This is a genomic window from Pseudomonas sp. LBUM1655, assembly GCF_059716085.1.
This window is the reverse complement of the sequence record NZ_CP166801.1, coordinates 580,296-606,428: the sequence shown is the minus strand read 5'-3', so window position 1 is coordinate 606,428 and position 26,133 is coordinate 580,296. Positions and strand designations below refer to the sequence as shown.

18 protein-coding genes are annotated in these 26,133 nt (G+C 57.7%); 7 read left to right on the top strand and 11 right to left on the bottom strand.

All coding sequences use genetic code 11. The features are described 5' to 3' along the window. The first annotated feature begins 45 nt into the window (after nt 1-45). A complete protein-coding gene (gene queG / locus ACA074_RS02660) occupies nt 46-1,146 on the top strand; it encodes a tRNA epoxyqueuosine(34) reductase QueG (RefSeq protein WP_489880354.1) in 1,101 nt (366 codons plus the stop codon). Nucleotides 1,147-1,206: 60 nt separating this feature from the next. Here queG and ACA074_RS02655 read toward each other — a convergent pair whose 3' ends face one another. The 6 genes from ACA074_RS02655 to orn form a co-directional block, all read right to left on the bottom strand. Continuing rightward, nucleotides 1,207-6,000, bottom strand: coding sequence for an RHS repeat domain-containing protein (locus tag ACA074_RS02655; protein WP_497678393.1), 4,794 nt, complete (start codon nt 5,998-6,000; stop codon nt 1,207-1,209). 7 nt (nt 6,001-6,007) lie between these two features. After that, the gene (locus ACA074_RS02650) at nt 6,008-6,994 is read right to left on the bottom strand and encodes a hypothetical protein (protein WP_401271262.1); all 987 of its coding nucleotides are present in this window, start codon (nt 6,992-6,994) and stop codon (nt 6,008-6,010) included. A gap of 356 nt (nt 6,995-7,350) precedes the next feature. Beyond that, entirely contained in the window at nt 7,351-9,882 is a 2,532-nt protein-coding gene (locus ACA074_RS02645) for a leucine-rich repeat domain-containing protein (protein WP_497678392.1), read from the bottom strand. Between the two features lie 195 nt (nt 9,883-10,077). Continuing rightward, nucleotides 10,078-11,106 (bottom strand): hypothetical protein, encoded by a 1,029-nt coding sequence (locus ACA074_RS02640; RefSeq protein ID WP_497678391.1) that lies wholly within the window; start codon nt 11,104-11,106, stop codon nt 10,078-10,080. A 180-nt stretch (nt 11,107-11,286) separates the two neighbouring features. Next, on the bottom strand, nt 11,287-11,898 hold the full coding sequence (locus ACA074_RS02635; protein ID WP_137217697.1) for a trimeric intracellular cation channel family protein: 612 nt from the start codon (nt 11,896-11,898) through the stop codon (nt 11,287-11,289). A 96-nt stretch (nt 11,899-11,994) separates the two neighbouring features. Next, nucleotides 11,995-12,537 (bottom strand): oligoribonuclease, encoded by a 543-nt coding sequence (gene orn / locus ACA074_RS02630; RefSeq protein ID WP_187677884.1) that lies wholly within the window; start codon nt 12,535-12,537, stop codon nt 11,995-11,997. A 107-nt stretch (nt 12,538-12,644) separates the two neighbouring features. On the opposite strand from orn, the gene rsgA reads away from it, so the two are divergent. Then, nucleotides 12,645-13,676, top strand: a complete 1,032-nt coding sequence (rsgA, locus tag ACA074_RS02625) for a small ribosomal subunit biogenesis GTPase RsgA (RefSeq protein ID WP_187677885.1) — start codon at nt 12,645-12,647, stop codon at nt 13,674-13,676. A gap of 65 nt (nt 13,677-13,741) precedes the next feature. Here rsgA and ACA074_RS02620 read toward each other — a convergent pair whose 3' ends face one another. The 3 genes from ACA074_RS02620 to motA form a co-directional block, all read right to left on the bottom strand. Continuing rightward, a complete protein-coding gene (locus ACA074_RS02620; protein ID WP_187677893.1) occupies nt 13,742-14,875 on the bottom strand; it encodes a sterol desaturase family protein in 1,134 nt (377 codons plus the stop codon). 90 nt (nt 14,876-14,965) lie between these two features. Beyond that, nucleotides 14,966-16,057, bottom strand: coding sequence for a flagellar motor protein MotB (gene motB, locus ACA074_RS02615; protein ID WP_497678390.1), 1,092 nt, complete (start codon nt 16,055-16,057; stop codon nt 14,966-14,968). Nucleotides 16,058-16,060: 3 nt separating this feature from the next. After that, on the bottom strand, nt 16,061-16,912 hold the full coding sequence (gene motA, locus ACA074_RS02610; RefSeq protein WP_187677895.1) for a flagellar motor stator protein MotA: 852 nt from the start codon (nt 16,910-16,912) through the stop codon (nt 16,061-16,063). 166 nt (nt 16,913-17,078) lie between these two features. On the opposite strand from motA, the gene ACA074_RS02605 reads away from it, so the two are divergent. The 4 genes from ACA074_RS02605 (at nt 17,079) to ACA074_RS02590 (ending at nt 22,174) form a co-directional block, all read left to right on the top strand. Then, on the top strand, nt 17,079-18,617 hold the full coding sequence (locus tag ACA074_RS02605; protein ID WP_497678389.1) for an HDOD domain-containing protein: 1,539 nt from the start codon (nt 17,079-17,081) through the stop codon (nt 18,615-18,617). Between the two features lie 42 nt (nt 18,618-18,659). Continuing rightward, nucleotides 18,660-19,475, top strand: a complete 816-nt coding sequence (rhdA, locus tag ACA074_RS02600; RefSeq protein ID WP_497678388.1) for a thiosulfate sulfurtransferase — start codon at nt 18,660-18,662, stop codon at nt 19,473-19,475. 18 nt (nt 19,476-19,493) lie between these two features. Next, nucleotides 19,494-20,354: an archaetidylserine decarboxylase gene (gene asd, locus ACA074_RS02595; protein WP_401271247.1), complete on the top strand. Its 861-nt coding sequence runs from the start codon at nt 19,494-19,496 to the stop codon at nt 20,352-20,354. Nucleotides 20,355-20,419: 65 nt separating this feature from the next. Further along, nucleotides 20,420-22,174, top strand: coding sequence for a cyclic-di-GMP receptor FimW-related protein (locus ACA074_RS02590; protein WP_497678387.1), 1,755 nt, complete (start codon nt 20,420-20,422; stop codon nt 22,172-22,174). Nucleotides 22,175-22,278: 104 nt separating this feature from the next. On the opposite strand, the gene serB is transcribed toward ACA074_RS02590, so the two are convergent. Continuing rightward, nucleotides 22,279-23,493, bottom strand: a complete 1,215-nt coding sequence (gene serB / locus ACA074_RS02585; protein WP_007967407.1) for a phosphoserine phosphatase SerB — start codon at nt 23,491-23,493, stop codon at nt 22,279-22,281. A gap of 134 nt (nt 23,494-23,627) precedes the next feature. Between serB and ACA074_RS02580 the strand changes: the two genes are divergently transcribed. Further along, a complete protein-coding gene (locus ACA074_RS02580; RefSeq protein WP_497678386.1) occupies nt 23,628-25,133 on the top strand; it encodes an AhpA/YtjB family protein in 1,506 nt (501 codons plus the stop codon). A gap of 250 nt (nt 25,134-25,383) precedes the next feature. Here ACA074_RS02580 and ACA074_RS02575 read toward each other — a convergent pair whose 3' ends face one another. Next, nucleotides 25,384-26,094 (bottom strand): PqiC family protein, encoded by a 711-nt coding sequence (locus ACA074_RS02575; RefSeq protein ID WP_187677901.1) that lies wholly within the window; start codon nt 26,092-26,094, stop codon nt 25,384-25,386. Nucleotides 26,095-26,133: the final 39 nt, after the last annotated feature.

Sequence of the window (26,133 nt, the reverse complement as noted above, 5' to 3'; positions counted from 1 at the left end):
GTCTGGCAGAATTATACGCACCTCAGCTCCGGTTTCTCTCGCCTCATGTCCGCCATCACTACAGACCTGCCCGCCCTCGCCCAATCGATCAAGGATTGGGGCCGCGAGCTGGGCTTTCAGCAAGTCGGCATCAGTGGCCTGGATTTGGCAGAGCATGAGCAGCACTTGGCGCGCTGGCTCGAAGCTGGCTACCACGGCGAAATGGACTACATGGGTGCCCACGGCAGCAAACGTTCGCATCCGGAAGAGCTGGTGCCCGGTACTTTGCGCGTGGTTTCCCTGCGCATGGACTACCTGCCGGGCGACACCGAGATGGCCAAACGTCTGGCCCAACCGGAAAAAGCGTACGTGTCGCGTTATGCCTTGGGCCGCGATTACCACAAATTGATCCGTAAACGCGTTCAACAATTAGCGGACAAGATTCAAGCCGAGATTGGCCCGTTTGGCTTCCGCGCCTTCGTCGACAGCGCTCCGGTGCTGGAAAAAGCCATCGCCGAGCAGGCCGGGCTGGGCTGGATCGGCAAAAACACCCTGGTGTTGAACCGCAAAGCCGGCAGTTACTTCTTTCTGAGCGAACTGTTCGTCGACCTGCCGCTGCCGGTGGATGAACCGCACAGCACCGAACATTGCGGTCGCTGCACGGCGTGCCTGGATATCTGCCCGACCAACGCCTTCGTCGGTCCTTATGTGCTCGACGCCCGGCGCTGCATTTCCTATCTGACCATCGAGCTCAAAAATGCCATCCCTGAAGACCTGCGTCCGCTGATCGGTAATCGAGTCTTCGGCTGCGATGACTGCCAGATAGTCTGCCCGTGGAACCGCTTCGCGCGGCCGTCTGGCGAAACCGACTTCAAGCCACGGCACAACCTCGACAACGCCGAACTGGCCGAGCTGTTTTTGTGGGATGAAGAGAAATTCTTGAGCAGCACCGAAGGTTCACCGTTGCGGCGAGCGGGGTATGAGCGCTGGTTGAGGAATCTGGCGGTGGGGCTGGGCAATGCGCCTTCAACGATCCCGGTGCTGGAAGCGTTGAAGGCGCGACGGGATTATCCGTCAGCGTTGGTTAGAGAGCATGTGGAGTGGGCACTGGAACAGCACTCCCGACCTGCGCACGCGAAACTGGCCAGCAAAGAGCTCAAATCATGATCTTGCCCTTGAGTACTCTTGGTTCTGGCTTGGTGCTGCCTGGTCGTGTGTTTATACCTGTCACTTGGATTTTTTAAGGTGGCCGCCCAACTGGATGATGTCTGCAATCCTGTCCTTGGAGTTCTCCACCAGATACACGCGATCTCCCCCGCCCAAGTAAAAATGCATTCCCTTCATCGTCGAGCTGGATGAACCGTGCATTGGCTCGTAACGGCCTTCCGCTAGCTGGGCGGCCATGCTCGGAGGTTTTCCCTCTGAAATTTCCTTCATGAAGAACTCAGCTTTTTTCTTCAAGTCTTCTTTACCCGCTACCTCGATGTAGTTCCGACCATTTTTTTCGTAGGTCTTGACGAGTGTCCATTTCGTATCGATCTGCTCCTGAACCGGCGCGCTGGCTTTTTTGGCCGCAGCCTTGGCTCCTCGTCCTTTGGCAAAAGCTTTGCCCGCCCCCCGTCCACTGAGCCCTGGTTGAAAGGCTGAAGCCAGCTTTCTGGCTCCATTCACAGCAGCTTTGGCGCCGGCCGCCAGACCTGTACCGAGCGAAGCCAGGCCAAGACCGACACTGATCCACCCCAATAGCTCTCCTGCTGAAGAATCCGGTGCATAGTGACTGACCAATTCGCTGGCGATTCCCGTCAAACCTGAAGCAACGGTCAGGCCCAACGCCGCCACCGCCCATGGCGTTGTGGCGCCCGCCGAGAGCACGCTGGCAACAATCCCCAGGACACTGAGTCCGACTCCCAGGATCAATTGCCAGGATATATGCCCCGTAGGGTCAACACGATTGACAGGATCGCCCAGGCAATAAGCGTAGGCATTCAATCCGCCCCCACCAAATGGACTCATGCTATCGGGGCTGAGAAAACGCATCAGTGTCGGGCTATAGGCTCGGTAACCGTTGCCCAGCAGATAAAGGCCGGTCGCCCGGTCCAGTTGCTCGCCGTTGAACCCCGCCAGACTGAACAAACCACCCTCGGCAGGACGATGCCCGTAAGGGCTGTAAGCGCAATCGGTCAGCTGCCCCTCACCCAGCTCTGCCAATACACTTTGCTGCTGATCGGTGCCGAACAGTTGCGCGCCGGCGTTCAATCCGAGCTGCTGCTGCCCCACAAGCAATCCACCGTGCCGCACGATGCTGGATGAATCTTTACCACGAACCTCATTGGTGACCCGGCCTTCGTAGTAATAACGCTGCGCCGTTGCCGTATCCGGTTGCGACAGTTCAACCAGGTGATCGAAACCGTCGTAATGATAGCCGCGGATGACTGAACCTCCTGCGCCAGCCAGTTGCTCGAGACGTCCGAACGCGTCATAGGTCAGGGTTCGCGCCTGGTCATCCTTGATCATCCTGCCGTTGGCGTCGTATTCCAGGGTCACTGCCGGTGGATAGTCGACATGGGAATGCTTGACTGCGCTGAGCTGCGCGGGGTCCGGATTTTCATAACTGAAGGTGGTCAGATTCACACCCAGCGGGAACCGGGTTTGTACGGTGAGAAGGTTGTCCAGTGCATCGAATGTAAACGTCTGCTGGACTATCTCTTTGCCGTAAGGATCCAAGGGTTTTTGGGGTCCGGCACAGTCGTACTGGATCAGACGCCCACGCACGTCGTAAACAAATTGTTCATCGCGCAACACTTGTGTGCCGCGCATGGACACTTTGCGCGACAGTTTGCCAGCGAGCGTATAAGTCGACGCCAGCGTCTGGTCGGGCTGGCCCTTGACCTCGAAAGTACGGAGGGTTTCACGACCGATATCATCATAGGCAAACCGAGTGATCATTTGACGCTTGATCGAAGTCTCTTCGGTCTTCGTCCATTCCAGCATCCCTGTTTGGATGTTGTAGTGGAATTCGGTTTTCAGCGAACCCTGCAAAGTCGATAACAAGCGGCCGTGGTCATCGTATTCGGATCTATGCTCGGATCCGAGTACATCGACATAGATGAGCGGTCGCCCCTCTAAAGAATAGGTAAAAGAAGTTGCTTTGCTGACATCGCCGTAGGTAGTCGTTTCGGATTTGATGCGCCCGGAAGGGTAATACGTAAAACGACGCTCTCTGCTGTTTTCGGTGCAGGTCAAGGGATGCCCGTTGACGGGGTCGTAAGTCATGGTCGTGAGCAATGCCCCCACCTTGCGTTCAGTCAGTAAACCGCCCAGAGCTCGTACATAAGTAAATTCGGTTTTCTTGCCATCGGCGCTCTTGTACCACTGCGGCTGACTGAACCCCGCTTCATATCCGGCCTCGGACTCGCGTCCACCCACGGTACTTTTCGTCAGGCGATTCAAACCGTCATACACCTGCCGGCCCAACACTCTGCCATTAACCCGGGTGCAGACCGGCAGCGCTTCATCACTGTGATCGGCGTAGTCGGTTACCACTTCGCTGGCGCCGGGCAGGACACTACGGATCATCCGGTCAAAAACGTCGTACCCATATCGAGTGGTATTGCCGACCGGATCGGTCTGGCTGGTTGTGCGCCCCAATCCGTCATAGGTGTAAACGGTTTTGCCGAGACTCTTATTCTTCAGATTGAAGCTCTCGACACTCAGTGGTTTACCAAATTCGTTGGCGAGGGTAACTGTTTTGCCCATTCCCTGAAGCCAACTCGTTTGCTGGCGAGCGACCGGATCGGCCTCGCTGTGTTCGATACGCCCATCGGCATGGAGCGTCTTGCTGACCTGCCCCCAGTTATCGAATTCGTAGCGAGTGATGACCGGATAAGGCTTGCCATCGCGCCAATCGGTCAGCGTTACGTTTACCTTGTGACCCGCCGAATCATGAATGGCGGAATAGAGGGTGCGAAACTGAATGAGCCCATCCTCATCCGGATAGTCACAGTCCTGTTCCTGAACGGTAACCACCCGTTCCAGGCCGTCATAGGTCACTCTTTGTTCACAGCCGGCGGGGTCAATGGTCACCATCGTGGCCGGCTGCTGAATGGTGGCTGCGATATAGGCCCACCTGGTAGAGGCTGCGTAAGGAGTACCGCGGGCAACCGTTTTGCACACTGCCCGGCCGATCGCGTCGTATTCATATTCGATCTGCTCGCCATCGACATCGACTTCTGACAACGGTAATCCGCTCAGCGTCGAGAGCACTTTCTCGCTGGCCTGCAACGAGCCATCAAACCCACGTGTGCTGGACTTCACTCGCAGCCCGGCGTCCTCAAGCTCATAGGAAAATTCCGTACAAGTCTTTTTATCGTTACGGGTGATGCTTTGCTCTTTCATGGCCCCGTGCTTGAGCGGGTCCATTGGCGTATTCAAGTAATGCCTTGCGGTTCTCGAGCGCAGGACCTCAACCCCCTCCACGAGCTCGAAATAACGCTCCTCAACCGGTAACACGGATGCCAGTTCCGCACCTTTCAACGCGGGATGCAGCGCATAGTCGTAATACGTGACAGTCGAGTTTCCACCTGCTGCAGCAGCGGTAACGGTCCTCTTTTTCTGGAACCTGATAAAACCCAGCGGATCCTTTGGGCAGTTGTCCCCACCGCTTGCCGGATAAAATTCCGACACGGTCGTCACCCCACTCGGCTCGACATACTTGAGCAAGTTGCCTTCGCCGTCGAACTCAGTGACGGTGGTTTCCTCGCGCGACTTTTGGGTGCCCCGATCGAGATACGTCACCTTCTGAACCTTGGGCATGCGGAACTGAGCCGGCTGTTCATTGAATGGCCTTACGACGGAACAATGATATTCGGTGGTGGTTGTGGTCTGGGCATCGCCGCATGTTGTAACTTCTGCGACCAGCAAATGGAATTTGTTGTAGGTGCGATTAATCCGGGTGTGAACCTTACCGTTGACCACCAATTTCTCGTCCGAGGTATAGACGTAGTGACTGGGCGCCAGGTAAAGAGGATCTCCGTCTTCGTCCTTGGCCGGGATGAGACCCTGCCCGAGAAAGTTATGGTCGGAATACGTGTATATCTTGCAGAGCCTGGCCTGGCGACGCCCCGGGTAAACATCGTGAGCGATGACAAACGGCAGCGTCTGTTCCACGCCGTTTACGAAGCGGTGACCTTGCCGCTTGTAGCGAATGATTTCTACGCCGCGCAAGGGGTTGACGACGCGGCGCAAATAGCTGGCCTCATCAATGACTTCATATTCCAGCTCCCAGCCCTTGCCGAGCGGAAGCTCGATTGCCGTCACCCGACTGTTTTTCAAGATCAACTTGTAGTCGGAACTGGACGGCGTATCGGGATGCCGGGTCAATGTCACTTGACCTGCATTGCGTGTAATTTTCAACAGGCAGCTCTTGGCGTCAGAGACTTCCGTCAACATGGGAAACTGATTGAACAATTTATGCTTCAGCGTGATGCTCACACCGTTCGCCGCGAAAATTGTTTCCGCTACGGCAATCTGAGTGCCCGCCTGAACTTTCAGTAACTCACGGCGCCCATCCTTGTATTGGACCTCATAGCGGCCTGTCCCGATCACCAATACCTTGGCGGTTTGCAGTTTCATTTCCTTGAACTTCAGGCCGGTAGACGTCTCGACAGCCTTGTATCGCTCACCGTTGGACAGCGTCATGACTTTGCTGCGCAAGTTGTAATGCGTCATGGTCAAAGACCATCCAAGGCCGAAACCGGCATCCACCTGATTGAGCGGATTAAACCCCATTGAGAGTGCAAATTCAGGACCATTGAGATCCGCCGAGTACAACTTCCCCAACGAAAAGGCACATGTATATATGCCCGTGCGAGGATCAACGCCTCCGGAAACGAACTCACCGAAGTTGAAAGCATTTGAATGAACAGCGGAAGATGAATTACTTACCATTGAAAAGCGTCCTTTATTTCCAAATTCAGATATTGGCAGATCAGGCTGGCGAGCAAAAAAAACCGCTAACCACATGTCAAAATCAGATAAGTTTTTTCATTGATCGCCTGGATTCATCCAGAATAAACGTGCGCTGTTCTTTATCACCATCGATACAAAGCCTGTGCTCCGAACCGAATTCATCAATCACTGCAAACTCGAATGCGCTTTCATTGGCCGGCGCCACTTGCAGATCAGCGGAAATATACTGCACAAGTGTCAACTGCCCAGGCACTTTATTAATAGGTACAGTTATGTAGCCGAGAGGGCTGCGAAAGGTTGTTTTCAGCCCATAAATCGGCGCCATATACCCATAAAAATTTCTGCGACCATCCCGTGTGCCAGGGATATTTCCGGACACATACACCTGCACCGAATTTTCCGAATCATAAGGGTCAAGTTTTACTTCACTGCTGTACCAGTCGAGGAGGTGAATCTGCCGGCCCTCTGCGTGTAGACCAATATGATAATGCTGGACCCAGTCATACGTGGCTCTCTGCTGTTTCTCATCGTACTTGCTCAACGAGAAACTGCTCAGCGGATACTCTCTCGGTGGAATCGCTTCTAGCGTAACACTGCTGTCAAAGCCAACTCCGTTACTTCGCAATACCTCCTCGGCCATGATGATTTCGGCAGCCACTTCCATGACTCCAGGCCTGGAGGCGGAAACCCAAAACTCAAAAACCTGCACCGGATCAGCATCGTCACTTATCCGATTGTCCTTAACACGCGATATTTCTGTAACCCGCGGCGCCCCACCCGACATTTCGTGGGCATACCGATTTTCATGCACCGATACACCCCAGTCTCCTTCCAGAGGCCGAGCGCCGTTATAGGCAATCAACCGCAGTGACTGCAAGGCGGGATGTCCATACAGTGACGCGCCGTCTCCACTGTTATCGACTCCGTGCAAAAGCACCAACACGCGCACTTGCATTCTACCGTTGGCGTAAAGAACCTTATGTTGACCAGACCTTGCAGAGTCGAGTTTAACCTCGATACGGGACACACTAAGCTGCTCATCAAACATAAAATAACCCCTGACCAATTAATAATTCTCGCCCCTCTCAGGGCACGTCGAAGTATTGACGCACGACTAAAAAAACAATAAAAGCCGGGACATTCGACAAATTATTAAGAGGCAAAGCCGAGGAAATACTTGAACATCAAAACCGACAACCTACACAAATCATCAAACAATCAAAAACTGCTGAATTCATGTTACAAAACGCAAAACCGCTCGCTTTGGGCCTTTGATTCCGGCATCACATGATGCTCCTCCCCCCCTGATCGCCATGGAGCGGAAAGCAGAAGGGGAGCCGCCGCGTTATTTATACTTATCAATTTATGTTAGACAAACAATAAACCCGTTACGTCCATCAACATTCAGTCACTGTCTGAACCTGTGGAGAAACCGCTTTCCGAGGATTCACTCTCGTACTCTACGTCTGAAACTGGCTCATCCATTTGAATTTCTATTTTCCGATCCATGCTGGAATACTCCAGATACTCGGTAATCCGCTGCCTCGACGCGTTACTCAAGGGATTATTCACCAGACCAACGAACAGATCCTGTGTATCCGGGATATCGAACAACTCATCCCCCACATCTTTAATATCATTGTTCTGTAACGCCAACACCTGTAGCTCTTTCAGCATATCTATTCCTGAAGGAACGCTGGACAGATTGGCGTCATAGAGCATCAATTCCGTTAAATCCGGCATGAAGCCTACATGCGGAGAAACTGTCAGAGGATTGTGTGCCAGGTTCAACAATGTAAGGGTTTCCATTCTTGACAGCCCTTCAGCCGTTATCTCAGAAAGTCTGAGCGAGCACTTATCCAGCGTGAGTTGACGCAACTCGCGCATTTGAAAGACCCCTAACGGGAACTCCTCCATTTTTAAACCGGTCACCATCAAATATTGAACATTGGGAAAACTGTCAAGGAACGCGCCTATCCGTGTGCCCGGTTTCTGTGCGGTTAGTATTAACTCTGTCACATACTCGAATCTGGCGGATAGCCTTGGTAACTCACCAGAAAAATCGACGTCGTAAGAAAAATGATAGTCACCGTACCCCCATCTCGACACCGACTTGCGCTGCCAGATATCTTGCAGCTTTGCGCTGAATTGCTCGCGAGCCTGGCGTCGCTCGGCGGGTGTTGGCGCACTGCCCTGTCCCGACGATTCCGAACGAGATGACGGTTCATCGGCACTCCATATCGCCAATTCATTACGCAACGTCGCGAACTCTTTTTCCAAGCGAGTCATTACACCGGATGGATCACCTTTCAAACGCTCGTTGATAAACGTCGATACCTCCTCACCCGAAAGCTGCGGATAAAGATCACCTACGCGGTCAACAACGGACTTGGCCGATGTCGGGTTGTTATCGGCTCCGCCTCGCAACTGTCCCGCTTGGCTGTATTGAGCGGCGACAGGATCGACAGTAACCGGAAGCGGCACCAACCCCAGCATTTCGCTCACGACCTGGCGCGACGGTAACGGCTGTGCACGAATCAATTGCTGGAGTGCTTGCCCTCCTCCCTCCGATATACCGAGCGCCTGACGCTGTACGGGCAGCAACAGGAACCAGACCGCCGAATACAGATCGCTCACACCTTTATACGATGAACCTTCGGGGCTGTTGATGACGTAGCCTGCGTCCTGCCGTACCAGTATGTGATGGAACGGAGTCCGAACATCGCCTATGGCGGTCAAGGCTTCCCCGTCCGCCCCGCCCTGACGAATCTCGATATGAACTTTTGGCGACCACCCTGCAAGGCGCCCGATCATATGCAACGCCAGTCGGTCACTGTCCGGGCTGGAGATCGAATCCAGATATATCCCTTCGCAAGCTCTCGCCAGACGAACATCGCGCAGAGACAGCAGCGCCTCTTCTGCCATTCGCCGTGGCATTCCCGGTTGATTGTGCATATGCAGACGATCAGCGGCGCTTGCATCGCGCCACAACGCCTGGGCCACCATTTTGGGCAGGTCAGGAAAGATCCGCCGCATCTGCAACGTGTATGCATCACAGTCGAGTTCGAACGCGCGCTCATGATTCTGAAAGAGCACGGTGCGAGCCCGTTGAACACGGCGTCCCGCAGGATCGCCTTCGCGCACCTGCAGCAGAGCCTGCAAATGGGGATCGACCTGGGCGCGCACCAACGGGTCGGGATGTTGCAGTTGTGTGATGGACGTCTGGATTTTCTGATCGAGGCTGAAGCGCCTGAGGGCGTCCTGCAGCAAGGCGAGGGATCGCGAGCTAATAGGGGAATCGCTCGCCAGCATTTCATCCATGCCACTCACCGCAAGAATGCGGGTAATCGTTACTTCGGGAAAAACGTCCACCGAATGCCCCATGCGGTGAAACAGTTCTGCCGTTCGTCCCCGTAGCGAACTGAATATTGCAAGGTGATCACGTGAATAGTTGCTGTGCAGCGGGAGCCAGAACTCGCTCCCGATGTCCTGCTTCAGTAGCGGGCCAGAAGGCTTCAGCTCTCTGGCCAGCGTGGCGCGAAACAGACCACTCTCGGCGTCCAGGACCACTTGCACGAAATGCTCGTCGGATACGGCCACATACTGACGGTGCTTGAACATCTGGATGCCCTGCGCATCAGCCTCGCCGAGGCTTTTGGGTGTGGGTATCCAGTAATCTTCCAGCGAGGAGGCCGCGGCAAGCATCGCAAGTTTATCGCTCGCGGAAGACATCGGGCTCGCGTTCACACTGACCGGCGGCCTCTCTGCGACCAAATCTGGCCGGTAGGAAGAGGGCAACGATTCCAGGCGTTGCAGTGGCAGTAGATGCGGCATTTCTGGAAAAGAGGACAGTGGCCGATGTGAGCCATCCGCGCTGAAATCGGGGGTTTTGTTTGGGGCAGGAGCAGGTTTGACCTTTGGCGGCTTGCCAGCCATATATTCTCATCCTTGAGTGTGAGCTGATGCTGGCCCCGCAGCACCCAAGGGCCAGCCAACGTGTTAAACAGGTGTAACGGCAGGAACAGCGATAACATCATCGCTTGATGAAGTTACAGCTTACAGCGCTGTGTTTTACATGAGGATATATATAGCTACCACATTACATTGCGCACACGCAGAGAGACCGCGCATTCAACCTCGCTCCACGGTAAGGGTAAGCCTGGAAAAATCCGTGTGAATAGCCAGCTTATGTTCAGTGCCATATTGATCAATGGCGCGAAAATGAAAAACACCGCCCTGCCTTGAAGCTGGCGAAAGAGTCGAATACTCAGACATCGCTTGCACCACGGTCAGTTCTCCGTCCCGATCATTGACCCTTACCTTGTAATACTTTGAGTCGGATGTTATCGCATCAGCATAATGGCGATAAGCAAGAACGCTGCCGTTGTATGGCAAAGACACGGCGACCTCGCTTTTTTCGGGGCGAATCAAAATACCTTCAAGATAATTGGTTTGTTTTTCTCGGAGCTTGTTGCCTGAGACAAAGTAACCGTCATCTGCAACACCATCGGCAATCCAGTCGACCAGCCTGGTTTGCTGCCCTTGCGGATACAAGCCCAAGTAATGGTTCCAAATGCGATTCCCCGGCTCTTCATTGCCTCGCCTGACCGGGATCCATCGGAATTGCTCAATGGAGTAAGCCAGTGGCTGCTGCGCTTCCAGGGTCACGCTGCTGTCATGAACACTGGAAAGACTGCTCCCGTTGCTGCGAATCGTAATTCCGCCCAGCGTAAGGCGTGCAGCGATCTGAGTAGTTCCTGGGGTGGCCGACGAAACCCAGAAGGAACGCACCTGAGGATGAACGGCATCCTCGTCTAAGTCATCGTCGGAGGCCACCATCGGGGCGAATGACGTTTGCGCCTCAAGCGTAAATCGCCCTTGTTCAGTATTTGCGCTCCAACCATCGCGCAGGCGCTTGCCAGTACCGTAATGAATAAGCTCAATACTGTTCATTACTTCAGACGGCACGTGCACGGCATTACCATTTATATCCGCCCCGGAGACCAGCACTTGGACCTTGACCTGCATCCGGCCATTGCCGTATAGCACTTTACTTCGTGAGGTGTCGCCAGCATCAAACTTCACATTGAAACGGGTCACACTATCGAATGTTTGCGAATGATTAGACTGACCCTGTGCATCGCCCATGTTTTCACTCATGAATCAACTCCTTTGATTTCGTGATAATTCAGAAGACCAGCATTAAACCAAATGCCGAAAAATAAATAACACGCCAATCAAATCAGCAGCAAAGCGAAAAATGTAAGAAACATGCACATATAAGTCGCTGGCGACACGCAAGCCAACTTCGCACAGCGAACATACTGTGCGAATTAAATTTCAATGCTCGTCGTTATAAACAAACTTGGGCATTTCCCAATGGAAACGGATTGCCAATAAACGTAACAAGAAGCCGCCAAACAGCGTGATCAGAATCGCCTGTTCGCCCGGCACGTTCAGATACAGGCACAGCATGTAGCACCATGCGGCGGCGAACGAAACGCTCGCGTACAGTTCACGACGGAAGATCAGCGGGATGTCGTTGCAGAAGATGTCGCGAAGGATGCCGCCAAACACCCCGGTGATCACGCCACTGACAGACGCCACCAACATGCCGTGGCCCATTTCCAGGGCAGTCATGCAGCCGATCAGGGTAAACGCCACCAGACCTACGGCGTCGAGCACCAGGAACAGCGAGCGCAGATGCCGCATCCAGCGTGCGGTGAATACCGTGAACATCGCCGCGACGGAAGTCAGCACCAGGTATTCCGGGTGTTTGACCCAGGTCAGCGGGTAATGCCCGAGCAGCACGTCACGCACCGAACCGCCGCCCAGTGCCGTGACGCAGGCAATCAGCACCACCCCGAACCAGTCCATGCCGCGCCGGCCTGCGGACAGTGCGCCAGTCATGGCTTCAGCGGTAATGGCGATCAGATAGAGCATCAGCAGCATGGTGGCGATCCTGGCAGGAAGGCGCGCAGTCTAGCCATTTCGGTACGGCACCAAAAGAGGGCGAGAAAACGCGCTACAAAAACCCGCCAAGCGAAATCAGAACTTGATGAAGTGCTTACGGTAGTGCTGCAGTTCGGCAATCGATTCGCGAATGTCGTCCAGTGCCAGATGCGTGCTGCCCTTCTTGAAGCTGTCGCGTACGTCCGGTGCCCAGCGCGCGGCCAACTCTTTGAGCGTCGACACATCGAGGTTGCGGTAGTGGAAGTAGCTTTCCAGCGCCTTCATATGGGTATAGAGGAAGCGGCGATCCTGGCAGATGCTGTTGCCACAGATCGGCGACTTGCCCTTCGGCACCCACTTTTCCAGAAACGCGATGGTTTCGGCTTCGGCTTCGGCCATTGTGATGCGGCTGTCGCGCACGCGTTGGGTCAGGCCGGAGTTGCCGTGGGTGCGAGTGTTCCACTCATCCATGCGCGCAAGCACTTCGTCGCTGTGATGAATGGCGATCACCGGGCCTTCGGCCAGGGTATTGAGATCACTGTCGGTGACAATGGTGGCCATTTCGATGATGACGTCGTTATCCGGATCAAGACCGGTCATTTCCAGGTCGATCCAGATCAAGTTCTGCGGGTTTTGCATATTTCGGCTCCTAGGCAATGCTGCGCAGTTTAGCCTAGGCCGGTGGCCGGGCGTGCTAAACTCGCGGCCGTTTTACCTAATCGCTGCATTCTTCAGACGGAACACCCATGGCCAAACGCCAACTCAATCGTCGTCAAAACTGGCGCATCGAAAAGATTCAAGGCGAGCGCGCCGCACGCGCCGCCAAACGCGAGTCCTCTGCTGTCGAAGCATTGGAGGGCGGCGACCTTGGCCCTGAGCAACACGGCCTGGTGATCGCCCACTTCGGTGTGCAGGTCGAGGTCGAGGCCAAGGACGGCGAACTCGCCGGCCAAGTGTTCCGTTGCCACTTGCGTGCCAACCTGCCAGCGCTGGTGACCGGCGACCAGGTGGTCTGGCGTGCCGGCAACCAGGGTATCGGTGTGATCGTCGCGCAATTGCCGCGCACCACCGAACTGTGCCGCCCGGACAGTCGTGGTCAGCTCAAGCCAGTGGCCGCAAACGTCGACATGATCGTCATCGTCTTCGCCCCGCTGCCAGAGCCGCACGCCAACCTGATCGACCGCTACCTCGTAGCCGCCGAACACGCCGGCATCCGTCCGCTGTTGCTGCTGAACAAATTCGATCTGATCGACGAGCAGAACGCCCCGGCACTCAACGCCCTGCTGGCCGTTTACCGCACGCTGGGCTATCCGGTGCTGGAGGTCTCGGCGCACCACGGCAATGGCATGGAACAGCTGCAACAGCAGCTCGACGGACGCATCAGCGTGTTCGTTGGCCAGTCCGGTGTCGGCAAGTCGTCGCTGGTCAACAGCTTGTTGCCTGAGGTGGAAACCCGCGTCGGGCCGTTGTCCGAACTGTCCGGTCAGGGCACGCACACGACGACCACCGCACGGCTGTTCCACTTCCCGGGCGGCGGCGAACTGATCGACTCCCCGGGCATCCGCGAGTTCGGCCTCGGCCACGTCAGCCGCGCCGACGTCGAAGCCGGTTTCATCGAGTTCAACGACCTGCTGGGCACCTGCCGCTTCCGCGACTGCAAGCATGATCGCGAACCGGGTTGCGCACTGCTCAAGGCCCTTGAAGATGGCCGCGTGCAGCAGCAACGAATGAACAGCTACCGCTCGATCATCGCCAGCTTGCCGGAAAACGGTTACTGACCACCCGGCAAACCAAAGACGAAAAAAAGCCCCGACGATTCGGGGCTTTTCATATCCGCCAGGCCTTACTTCGGCTCAGGCTTCTTAAACGCATAAAGATGCTGCTGCACAATCCCGCCCGGCAATTCCTTGCCAAACACGCCATAACGCACCGGCCACTCTTTCGGCGGCAGCTTGAAGGTGCCGAACAGCATGTCCACCAACGGCGTGTGAATCGCGTAGTTCTTGTAGATGTAGTCCTTGTGCCGCGCGTGGTGCCAATGGTGGTAACGCGGCAGGACGATCAGGTAATTCAGCCAGCCGCCATTGATTCGCACGTTGGCGTGAGCCAGTACGGCCTGGACACCGACCAGAATCACATAGGCATTCAACGCCTGCGGCGCGAAGCCCAGCAGCATCAGCGGTACCAGTACGCCGGTGCGGGTCAGCAGGATTTCGATGAAGTGCACGCGCGAACCGGCGAGCCAGTCCATGTGTGTGCTGGAGTGATGCACGGCGTGAAGGCGCCAGAGAAAAGGCACCACGTGGTACAGCCGATGCAGCCAATACTGACCGAGATCCGCCACCAGCACCGCGAGCAGGAACTGCACCACCAGCGGCAGGCTTTGTACGCTGGCCTGAAAGCCCGGCGACACGGCCCAACCGGCGATGTAACTCGACGAGGCGGTGATGAAGATCAGGATGAACTGCACCAGCATGTGGCTGACGAAAAAGTAGGTCAGGTCGGTGCGCCAGTGAGGCCGCAGGATGTTTTGCTCGGGGTCTTTGGAGTAGAGCTTTTCCAGCGGAATAAACACGATGGCCGACACCAGCAGCGCCAGGACAAACCAGTCCAACCCCAGCGAGTATGGGGTCTGCCCGATTTCGCTGACTTGCACATTGGTGCCACCGAGAAATACCGCCAGGCCTGAAGCGACCAGCCCGGTGATCCCCAGACGTTTGCGTTTGTTGAGCAGGATATTCAGGGTGCCGAGGCTGAACGACAGCACCAGCCCGAGCAACAGTGTGGTGCGGGCGAATTGCTCGTCGTAGACCTTGCGCAGTTCAGCGGTGGTCAGCCATTCAGGGAACAGGAAGCAGAACACCGCCAGCAGGCTCAACAGCCCGAGCGTGGCCGAGATATAGCCACTGACCCGCCCTTCACCAAACTTGAAAGGTGCGTTGCCGTGCCGCTGAAAATAGGCTTTGAGTCTTTCCATAACTGATCTTCCGTGATTGCGAAAACTGCGACTGGTCAATGCGACGCAGGCAGATACAAAAAAGCCACGGTAACCGTGGCTTTTTGTAGGTCACTGCTTCGGCGCGGTGGCCGGTGCAGTGGCCGGTGCAGTGGCCGGTGCAGTGGCCGGTGGCGCTGGCGGCGCACTTCCCGGCTGGGCCGGTTTGGGTGCCGCGTCGTCGAACAGGTTCAGGCGCTCGCGCAACTCGTGCGCAGGCACCGGTTGCTGATCTGCCGGCAGCGCGTTCGGATCGACCGGTGTTGCCGGAGCAGCACCGCTCGGTCCTTGCTCAGCCGGTTTCGCCGGATCGGCGCCCTGCGCGCCTTCGATGGCGGCCTGGGCCTTCTTGGTCAGCACCACGATGTCGATGCGACGGTTGACCGGGTTGAACGGGTTTTCCCGGTCGAACAGTGCCGACGAGGCGTAACCCACAACCCGCGCCACTTGCGCATCCGGATAGCTACCGGCAATCAATGCACGGCGGGCGGCGTTGGCACGGTTGGCCGAAAGCTCCCAGTTGCCGTAATCGCCGCTGCCGATATAAGGCTTGGCATCGGTGTGACCGCTGATGCTGATCTTGTTCGGCACCGCTTTGATGGTGTCGGCCATGGCCAGCAGGATGTCTTCGAAGTACGGCTTCAAACGTGCAGAACCCGAGTCGAACATCGGCCGGTTCTCAGCGTCCATGATCTGGATGCGCAAGCCGTTCGGCGTAATCTCGAAGAGGATCTGGTCCTTGAACTTCTGCAGTTGCGGGTTCTCGTCGACCTTGTTCTGCAATTCTTGCAGGAGCAGTTCCAGGCGTTCCTTCTCGACCATCTCGGCCATGCCTTCGACTTGCTCGGCATCGACCGTGACTTTGTCCGGTTGCGGCTGGGATTTCACTTCAGGGTTAAGAGTGTTTTCCGGCGCCAGGGTCGGCGTACCGCCCAGATCGATGATGTACGGCGTGCCGCTTTCGGAGAAGCCGACCGGGTCTTTGAAATAGCCGGCGATGGCGATCTTCTGCTCAGGCGTTGCGGTGGACAGCAGCCACAACACCAGGAAGAACGCCATCATCGCCGTGGCGAAGTCGGCGAAGGCGATTTTCCACGCCCCGCCGTGATGCCCGCCGGCTATGCGCTTGACGCGCTTGATGATAATCGGCTGATTATTTTCCATGACTTAGCGACCGCGAACGGCTTGTTCCAGCTCGGCAAAGCTTGGACGGTGAGCCGGGTACAGAACCTTGCGACCGAACTCCACCGCCAGCGATGGCGGCATGCCGGATGCCGAAGCCACGAGCGAGGCTTTGATGGCTTCGTAGACATTCAGTTCTTCCTTGGCATCGTGAGCCAACGAGTGCGCCAACGGGCCGAAGAAACCGTAGGCCGCGAGAATACCGAAGAAGGTACCCACCAGTGCCGCACCCACGTGCAGACCAATCGACTTCTGATCGCCTTCGCCCAAGGACGCCATGGTCACCACGATACCCAGTACCGCCGCGACGATACCGAAACCCGGCATGGCGTCGGCAATGCCGTTCACTGCGTGGGATGGGTGCTCAAGGTCTTCTTTAAGGCTGTAAAGCTCCATGTCGAACAGGCCTTCCAGCTCGTGCGGAGCCATGTTGCCGGAGGACATGATGCGCAGGTAATCGCAGATGAACGCGGTCATGCGTTCGTCTTTGAGCACTGCCGGGTACTTGGCGAAGATCGGACTCGCGGCGGCGTCTTCGATGTCGCCTTCGATGGCCATCATGCCTTCGCGGCGGCTCTTGTTGAGGATCTCGTAGATCAGGCCCAACACTTCCAGATAAAAAGTGTGGCTGAAACGCGAACTGAACATGCTCAGGGATTTCTTGAGCACGTGCATCGTCATGTAGCTGGGGTTGGCCTGGAGGAATGCACCCAGCGCCGCACCACCGATGATCAACACCTCGAAGGGCTGGACCAGGGCGGCAATCTTGCCGTGGGAGAGCACGTATCCGCCGAGCACGCTCGCGAATACGACGATGATGCCGATAATTTTAGCCATAGGTAGAAAGTACTTATTTAAGTCGGGTTCAAGGTCATATTCGGAAGTTAAAAAATCTCTTCTTCTACTTATCGGCAAAACTGCGCCAGACTATAGCCAGTTCAGGCGAAAAGCCAATTTAGCCCATGCCGGGCGCGTCTACAGTCAGTGAAGATCTCGTCCAGACATGGCTAATGAAACGAACGTCCCACACGCAAAACCGACCACCCTCGACGGCTGGGTCAAGCTGCTCGATAGCGTGCGCCTGCCCGTGCCGCAAGAGGCTCACGACAAGGTTTGCCGGGCGATCCGTGACAATCGCAGCTCGCTGCGCGACATCGCCGACCTGATGCAGGACAGCCCTGCGCTGGCCTTGAGCATCATCCGTGAGGCGAATCGTCACACCCACGGCACCATGGCCACACCGGCCGAAAATCTTGAAGTTGCGATCAACCGTCTGGGTCTGGCCCGCACCGAAGAACTGCTGGCGCGCCTGCCTGCTCAACCGCAGATGCAAATCCCCAAGGCCTTGCGCCAACTGCAAATGATCAGCCAGCACGCCACGCAACAGGCCAACGGTTTTTTTGCCAGTCGCCTGGCGCGGCTGTGGCAGGACATTCATTGGGGCAGCCTGCTGTTTCTGTCGCCGCTGTGGCCGCTGGCACTGACCTATCCACAATTGCTTGAAGAGTGGGAACTGCGGGTTATCCACAAGGGCGAATCGGCGCGCACCGTCGAGCAGCAATTGTTTGGCGTGCGCCTGCTTAAAATCGCCGAGGCGCTGGTGCAAGCCTGGCACCTGCCGATCTGGGTGCAGCAGGGCTATAAGTTGCTGCTCAGCGAGCAACGCGAATTGGTGAAAGTATTGCGCATTGCCCGTGACAGCGAACATCCGTTGCGTCAGCAAAATCGTCTCGATGACGACCCAACACTGCGGCGCTGGCTCAATCAACCCGCCAATACCGTACTGCTGGCCAACGGTCTGGCGCTGTCGGCCCAACAGGCATGGGACAGTCCGCACAGTGAGCGCTGGCAGTATCTGACCAGCCTTTATCTACAGATTTCGATGGACGAGGTGCAGCAACAGTTGCACCAGCAAGCCGCCAACAGTGCGCGCCAGCATGCGATGCGTGACTTGTGGCACCCGGCGGTTTCGCTGCTGTGGCCGTGGGGCACCCTTCGCCTGCCGGCCGGGATGTTGCCTGCTGCCGCACCGAATGCCGAAGATCTGACTCAATGGCGCCGGCAGTGCGCCGAATTGCTGGCCGAGCCGAGCCGTTTCACCAATGCCATGAGCCTGACCGTCGCCGCCCGCGACGCGCTGGTCGCCAGTGGCATGCGCCGGGTGATGATCCTGATGGCCGATCGCACGCAATCCAATCTGCGCGTGAATCAAATTTTCGGCCTGCCCAAAGAAGCCTCTGCGCTGAACTTTGTTGTCAGCCAGAGCAAAGTTCTGCAACGGCTGCTCGCACAACAAGCTCAGGTGCGGATCAACCCGGAGAACAACACGCAATTCTCCGCGCTGCTGCCGCCGAGCCTGCGCACGCTGTTCCGTGGCGAGCATCTGTTCCTGCGATCACTGGTCAACAATGGCCGGGTGATCATGATCGTTGTGGCTGATCAGGGCGGCGGGCCATTCGCCGACATCACCGTGCAAGCCTTCGGTAAAACCGCGCAGTGCATCGAAAAAGCCCTGCACAGCTTTAGCAGCCGTGGCCGATGAGGCTGCGCTACAATCCCCCCCTTTGTGCTCTGGAGACCTCACATGTCTGACTTCTCTGGCTTGCCGCTCGTTATCGAACCGAGCGACCTGCTCCCTCGGCTCGAGTCCAGCGAACTGATTCTGGTGGACCTGACCAGCCCCGCCCGCTATGCCGAAGGTCATCTTCCCGGCGCGCGGTTTGTCGACCCCAAACGCACCCAGCTCGGCCAACCGCCGGCACCGGGACTGCTGCCGGCCAAAGCCGATCTGGAAGCGTTGTTCGGTGAACTCGGCCATCGCAAAGACGCGGTCTACGTGGTTTACGACGACGAGGGCGGCGGCTGGGCCGGGCGGTTTATCTGGTTGCTCGACGTGATCGGTCACGACAAGTATCACTACGTCGATGGCGGTCTTCCGGCGTGGCTGGCGGATGGCATGCCGATGTCGATCCAGGTGCCACGGGCTGTTGGTGGCCCGGTATCGCTGACCCTGCATGATGAACCGACCGCTACGCGCGAATACCTGCAAAGCCGTCTCGGCGCCGCCGATCTGGCGATCTGGGATGCGCGCGGGCCGCTGGAGTATTCCGGCGAGAAAGTGCTGGCGGCCAAGGGCGGCCATATTCCCGGCGCGGTCAATTTCGAATGGACCGCGGGCATGGACAAGGCGCGTAACCTGCGCATCCGCACGGACATGCCACAGATCCTCGAAGACCTGGGGATCACCAAGGACAAAGAAATCATTACCCACTGCCAGACCCATCACCGGTCGGGCTTCACTTATCTGGTGGCCAAATCCCTCGGTTATCTGCGGGTCAAGGGCTACGCCGGTTCCTGGGGCGAATGGGGCAACCACCCTGACACGCCCGTCGAGATTTAAGGTTTTTAAGGACAACCCATGAAAGAGCGTCTGTTTATCCTCAGCCAGTACCTGCTGCCTCACCACCTGCTGTCGCGCCTGGCCGGCTGCATTGCCGAGTGCCGCGTGCGCTGGTTCAAGAATGCCTTCACCACCTGGTTCGCCAAGCGCTATCAAGTCGACATGTCGCAAGCGCTGGTTGAAGACGTGACCGCTTACGAGCACTTCAACGCCTTCTTCACCCGCGCCCTGAAAGATGGCGCGCGCCCGCTGGACGAGACCCCGGGCGCGATCCTCAGCCCGGCTGACGGCGCGGTCAGCCAACTCGGCCCGATCGAACACGGTCGCGTGTTCCAGGCCAAGGGTCACAGCTTCAGCGTGCTGGAACTGCTTGGCGGTGATGCAGCCAATGCTGCGCCGTTCATGGGCGGCGACTTTGCGACTATTTACCTGTCGCCGAAGGACTACCACCGCGTACACATGCCACTGGCCGGCACCCTGCGTGAAATGGTCTACATCCCGGGCCGGATCTTCTCGGTCAACCAGACCACTGCCGAAAACGTCCCGGAGCTGTTCGCCCGCAACGAGCGTGTGGCATGCATCTTCGACACCGAGCGTGGGCCGATGGCTGTTGTTCTCGTGGGCGCAATGATCGTCGCTTCGATCGAAACCGTGTGGGCCGGTCTGGTCACGCCGCCGAAGCGTGAGCTGAAAACCTTCCGCTACGACGAAGCCGCTCGCGCGCCGATCCATCTGGAAAAAGGCGCCGAACTGGGCCGTTTCAAGCTGGGTTCCACCGCGATCGTGCTGTTTGGCCCGGATCAAGTGAAGTGGGCTGAAGAACTGGTGGCGGGTTCGCCAGTGCAGATGGGCCAGGGTCTGGCACTGCCAAAAGCCTGATGTCCGTGCTGCGGGAGCCAGTTCGGCTCCCGCAGATTGCAGCATTTGCTGCTATGGTTTTTGGCATGAGCCAGACCATCGCCCCTCCGCAGCTACGCGCTCCCACTCCAACGCAAACGCGTCTGTCGTTCTGCGAAGCCACCCCGCGTGACCTCAAACGCTGGATCGCCGGCCTGCCCAAGGCGAACATCGGCGAAACCGCCCGCCAGTTGTACCAAGGCCTGGGTGAACTCAACCAGTTGCTCACCCCCAGCGATAATCGCCTGCAACTCTTGGAGCTGATGCGGCCAGAGGTGTATTTCGTCTGCCAGCATCTGGAGCGGCACTTTCTGCATCAGGCGATCATGCTCGACGAGCGTTCGCGCAAGGTCAGCAACCTGTGCCAGGCGCTGCAAAGTCATCTGGCCATCGGCTACAAACAGATCGTGTTGCGTATCGCACCCAAGTACAGCAAGGATCGCGCGGCGCTGGTCAGCCAGGCCCTGCAACGAACGGCACACGCACTCAAGGGCCAGTTGTTGCGCGCCACGCAGTTGTACAGTTCACCGCCGGAACACCTGTGGTTCGAACTGCATCAGCTGTATCGCATCGGCTGTGAATTGCAGCTGCAACAACGTCGGGTACGTGACGATCTCGCCAGCCTGACTACCGAGCTGAGCCTGGAACAGACGTACATCGCCACCCTGTTATTGGGCTGCGCACGTTGCAATCAACTGCGGCAGAACCAGATCGCTCGACTCGCGGAAGTCCTTGAACCGTGGAGTACCTTGCTCAAACTGCATCCCGGCAGTCCGGACGATGGCTTGTTTGCGATCAGCGCCGAAATCGACGCCGGCCCGCGTTATCGCAACATGTTCCGCAGCGAGCAAAAAGCCGGATTGCTCGGATTCGATCCGCAGCCACTGGTCAATGCCATCGAAGCGCATCTGCAGCGTCAGGACACTTCGACGCCGCTGCCTGTCCCGGCGGGGCTCAGCTTCGACACTCTGCAACACTTGCACGCGACCTGGGGTCAGGCCGCCGAACGCAGCTTTCAGCGCACCGTTGGCCAAGGCACCCTGACCGTGTGCGTGGGCATGAGCGCCCTGCACTTTTACCTCGGCGGCGAACGCAGTTTCAGCGAACTGCTCAAGCACCCCGGCGCCCCCGCGGCGAACTTCAGCAGCGTCGTCGCCAAGGGCGAAAAAGACAGTTGGAGCCAGGCATTCGACGCCGCGCCGCAGAGCAAGGCGGATGAGTTTCTGCCATACGAAGAAATCCAGTACGACCATCTGATCGAAGACGAAAGCAGCACCGACAACACACCGCACTACCCCACTTACGCGCTGCCGGTGATCAATCACAGCCCCGGCGGTTATTGCCTGGGCTGGCCTGCAGAGGTGCCCGCCGAATTACAGGCCGGGGAAATGCTCGGGATTCAGGACAGCGAAAGTCTGGGCTGGAGCATTGCGGTGATTCGCTGGATTCGTCAGGTGCGTGGCGGTGGCACACAGATGGGCATTGAGCTGGTGGCACCGCATGCGCAGCCGTGCGGCCTGCAGCTGGTGCGCTCGCGGGATGATCACAGTCACTATCTGCGCGGATTGCTGTTGCCGCAGATCAGCGCGATCGACTTGCCGGCAACCTTGCTGGCGCCACGATTGCCTTTTCAGGAAGGCAGTAAAGTGCTGATCAATACCCATGGAGACGAGCACCGCGCCGGACTGGATCGGCGGGTGGCGAGTACGCATAGTTTCAATCAGTTTGCCTATCGCTCGCTGGAGGCCGCGCAGAATGGCGGGAGCGAGGAGGATTTTGATTCGTTGTGGAAGTCGCTTTAGACCCAGTTGCGCCCTTCGCGAGCAAGCTCGCTCCCACATTGGAATGCATTTCAAATGTGGGAGCGAGCTTGCTCGCGCAGAGGCCAGATCAGCTTATCGAGATCTTAGAGCTGCCCGTCGCGATCGCGGAAACCCAGCAGATACAGCACGCCATCCAGACCCAAAGTCGAGATCGCCTGCTTCGCCGACTGCTTGACCAATGGCTTGGCGCGGAACGCCACACCCAAACCGGCAATCGCCAGCATCGGCAGGTCATTCGCACCGTCGCCGACCGCGATGGTCTGCTCCAGACGCAAACCTTCCTTGTGTGCCAACTCTTTCAACAGGTCAGCCTTGCGCTGCGCATCGACGATCGGCTCGATCGCCACGCCGGTGCACTTGCCGTCGACGACTTCCAGCTCGTTGGCGAACACGTAGTCAATGCCGAGTTTGGCCTGCAATTGCTTGGCGAAATAGGTGAAGCCGCCGGACAGGATCGCGGTCTTGTAGCCCAGACGCTTGAGTTCGGCGAACAGGGTTTCTGCACCCTCCGTCAGGCGCAGCGAAGCGCCTATCGAGTCCAGCACGCTGACGTCCAGGCCTTTAAGCAACGCCAGGCGCTCTTTGAAGCTGGCGCGAAAATCCAGTTCGCCGGCCATCGCCCGCTCGGTGATCGCCGACACTTGCTCGCCAACACCGGCAGCCTTCGCCAGTTCGTCGATGACTTCGGCTTCGATCAGCGTGGAGTCCATGTCAAACACCGCCAGACGACGGTTGCGGCGGAAAAGTGAATCTTCCTGGAAGGCGATGTCGACGTTCAGCTCCTGCGCCACGCTCAGGAATTCTGCACGCAGCGCCTGCGGATCAGCCGCTTCGCCACGCACGGAGAACTCGATACAGCCCTTGCCCTTGTCCGCCGGGGTGTCCAGCGGCATACGACCCGACAGACGGTCGATATGGTCGATGTTCAGACCATATTTGGCAGTAATCGAACTGACAGCCTGCAATTGCCCGGCGGTCACTTTGCGGGTCAGCAGGGTGACGATATGGCGCTTCTTGCCCTGATTGCCCACCCATTGCTGGTAATCCTCTTCGGAGACCGGGGTGAAGCGCACCTGTTGGTCGAGCTCGTAGCCCTTGAACAGGATGTCCTTGAGCACGGCTTTGCCTTGCTCGGAATCGGGAATTTCAACAAGGATGCCGAACGACAGGGTGTCGTGGATCACCGCTTGCCCGATGTCGAGAATGTTCACACCACCTTGTGCCAGAACGCCGGTAATGGCCGCAGTCAGACCCGGACGGTCGACTCCCGTGATGTTAATCAGGACGATTTCGCGCAACGCGCACCCCCGCAACTGGAAAAAAACCGCATTCTACCCACTTTCAGTGACCATCGGGCACCGCGAGCGCTTTGCCGGTCTAGGGCCTGTCGCTATACTGCGCGTCAACTTCACGGACAAAAGAGCCGAGCTCAGTGAACCGGCCCACGCCAGTTAAAACCGATAACTTCTTCCTGCTGATCTTCCGTGCACTGCGCCACCGCCGTGTACCGATTGCATTGCGCATTGCCAGCCATAACGTGATCCTCGTCGCTCTGGCGCTGGTGATTTATGCCTGCGTGATGGGCTTGCAGTTCAAGCAGGCCATGCACGAGCAGGCCGATGCGCTGGGCGAAAGCCTGACCACGCAAACGGCCACTTCCGCCACGGAGCTGTTGGTGTCCAACGACATCCTCAGCCTCAACGTGCTGCTCAATAACCTGACCAAGAACAAACTGGTGGCCCACGCGGCAATCTATAGCGTGGATAACCGCATCCTCGCCGAATCCGGTCAGCGCCCCAAGCACAGCCTGTTGGGCGAAGCCGAGGGCATGTACGAGAGCAAGATCACTTTCCAGGACGTGACCGCCGGGCAACTGCGCATCAGTCTGGACATGGATCAGTTCCAGCAGCCGATGACCATCAGCCTGCAAAGCATGGGCATTTTGAGTGCGATTCTGTTGGCGCTGTCGCTGGCCTTGAGCTTGCGCATGGGCCGCTACCTGTCGACCCCGCTGCTGCAATTGCGTGTATGGCTGCGCCGGATTGACGAGCACACGCCGGGCATGGAGCGCCAGGACGAAATCGGCGATCTCGCCCGTCAGTTGCACGCCAACTATGCGCCGGAGCCCGCGCCTGAGCCGGAACCCGAGTTCGAAGACGAGGAAAACGAGACCGAGTTCGAGGTGCGCAATCTGCGTGACCCGAGCTTTGACGAAACCCGTCCGATGGGCGCGCAGAAGCCTGCACCACGCCACTTGGTCAGCACCGTCGAAGACGATGATGACGATGACGCGTTCGCCGATCTGCGCGACGAGTCCTTGAACGGTGCCGCACAACCGCAGATTCGCAAAGCCACCCCGAGCGTGCCGCAACACACGGCGGTGCTGGCGGTTCAACTGGGTTCTCAGGAGCAACTGCGTCGTCTGCCACGTGCGCGTCTGGAAGAGTTGCAGGAGCGCTATCGCGACTGCCTCGATCAGGCCGCCTCGCTGTATCAGGGCGAAATCGAAACCCTGAACGACGGCAGCACGCTGATGCTGTTCCACACCGAAGACATTGGCGACGACTACCTGACCAACGCGATTTGCTGCGGCGAGTTGTTGCGGGCGCTGGGCCATCAGTTGCAGATCGAAGTCGCCGACAGCGGCATCACCCTGCAATTGCAGCTGGGCCTGACCCTTGGCGATGAGTTGTTCGGTCTGAGCCAGATTGATCTGCTGCTGACCGATTCAGCCCAGGATGCGCTGGCCCTGTCGCAGCACAGTCGCAACCTGCTGCTGGTGGAGCGCAAGATCAGCGATGATGCGCTGATCCGTCAGCGTGCGCGTATCCGGCCGATTGCCAGCCCTGAGGGGGCGTGCTGCGTGGAGCGGTTGATGGAGCCTTATCCGTCGATGCTGGAACGGCAACTGGCGCGGATGCATGAGCGTCGGGCGTAAGCCTTAGCCCAGATGCACAGAAGCCCGCAGACAAGCGATTGTCTGCGGGCTTTTTTGTTGCCTGTAACGGCCCTTTGGCGAGCAAGCTCGCTCCCACAGTGGACGGTGGCTGCCACAGATCTTGTGAACACCTGCAATACCTGTGGTAGCGAGCTTGCTCGCGAAGAGGCCCGCACTGACGGTAAGGATTTCCAGCCCCCAGACACAACAAAGCCCGCACAAGGCGGGCTCTGTCCTGACTCAAACAGACTCAGAAGCGGAACACTTCCATATCAGTCCGAATCGGCGATGCCATCGGAATCTTCGGCTGCTTCTCGGCTTCCGCCGCCGGCGCTGCCGGTTTCGGCGCTGCTTTGCGCGGAGCTTCAGCCACTGGTGGCTGATTAGCCAACGGCTTGAGCGCCACCGACAGCTGCTCGGACAGACGCTGCAACAATATCCCCTGCGCCTGCACCTGCGATGCCGTACTGCCGGCGTGCAGCTCTTGCAGGTGGATGATGCGGTTATCGCGCACCTGGCCACGACGGTCGATCAGGCGCCATTGCGCATCGAGAATCGCCGGTTGCTTCTCGCCGGAGTCCAGACGCGTGATGGTCATCAATACCTGCACGTCCGGGGTGAAGCCCTGAGTCGCCGGTGCCAGCACGACACGCTGGCTATCCAGATGACCGGCAACCTGACGCAGCAACAACTGATCGATATCCGACGAAAGGCTGCCAGCCCAACGACCATCGGTCGCCGCCTGCAGGCTGCCATCCGGTTGACGTTGCAGCAGAGTTTCACGTTGCAGGTAATCGGCCAGCACAACCGGGCCCAACAAAACCGCCATGCCGGCGCTTTGCGCAGGCTGAACCGGACTTCCGCTGTCCAGTTGATACAGCGACACCGGCTGGTGAACGCTGCAACCCGCCAGGCCCAAAACGCCGGCGAGCAGGAAAATAAGGGGGCGCAGAGCAGTCATCATCCCGTCCAGGTGGCCGCCACAAGGCTGACCACAGTG

Coding starts and splice junctions, on each gene's coding strand:
- queG (WP_489880354.1), top strand. CDS start 46: ATGTCCGCCATCACTACAGACCTGCCCGCCCTCGCCCAATCGATCAAG.
- ACA074_RS02655 (WP_497678393.1), bottom strand. CDS start 6,000: ATGTGGTTAGCGGTTTTTTTTGCTCGCCAGCCTGATCTGCCAATATCT.
- ACA074_RS02650 (WP_401271262.1), bottom strand. CDS start 6,994: ATGTTTGATGAGCAGCTTAGTGTGTCCCGTATCGAGGTTAAACTCGAC.
- ACA074_RS02645 (WP_497678392.1), bottom strand. CDS start 9,882: ATGGCTGGCAAGCCGCCAAAGGTCAAACCTGCTCCTGCCCCAAACAAA.
- ACA074_RS02640 (WP_497678391.1), bottom strand. CDS start 11,106: ATGAGTGAAAACATGGGCGATGCACAGGGTCAGTCTAATCATTCGCAA.
- ACA074_RS02635 (WP_137217697.1), bottom strand. CDS start 11,898: ATGCTGCTGATGCTCTATCTGATCGCCATTACCGCTGAAGCCATGACT.
- orn (WP_187677884.1), bottom strand. CDS start 12,537: ATGCAAAACCCGCAGAACTTGATCTGGATCGACCTGGAAATGACCGGT.
- rsgA (WP_187677885.1), top strand. CDS start 12,645: ATGGCCAAACGCCAACTCAATCGTCGTCAAAACTGGCGCATCGAAAAG.
- ACA074_RS02620 (WP_187677893.1), bottom strand. CDS start 14,875: ATGGAAAGACTCAAAGCCTATTTTCAGCGGCACGGCAACGCACCTTTC.
- motB (WP_497678390.1), bottom strand. CDS start 16,057: ATGGAAAATAATCAGCCGATTATCATCAAGCGCGTCAAGCGCATAGCC.
- motA (WP_187677895.1), bottom strand. CDS start 16,912: ATGGCTAAAATTATCGGCATCATCGTCGTATTCGCGAGCGTGCTCGGC.
- ACA074_RS02605 (WP_497678389.1), top strand. CDS start 17,079: ATGGCTAATGAAACGAACGTCCCACACGCAAAACCGACCACCCTCGAC.
- rhdA (WP_497678388.1), top strand. CDS start 18,660: ATGTCTGACTTCTCTGGCTTGCCGCTCGTTATCGAACCGAGCGACCTG.
- asd (WP_401271247.1), top strand. CDS start 19,494: ATGAAAGAGCGTCTGTTTATCCTCAGCCAGTACCTGCTGCCTCACCAC.
- ACA074_RS02590 (WP_497678387.1), top strand. CDS start 20,420: ATGAGCCAGACCATCGCCCCTCCGCAGCTACGCGCTCCCACTCCAACG.
- ACA074_RS02575 (WP_187677901.1), bottom strand. CDS start 26,094: ATGACTGCTCTGCGCCCCCTTATTTTCCTGCTCGCCGGCGTTTTGGGC.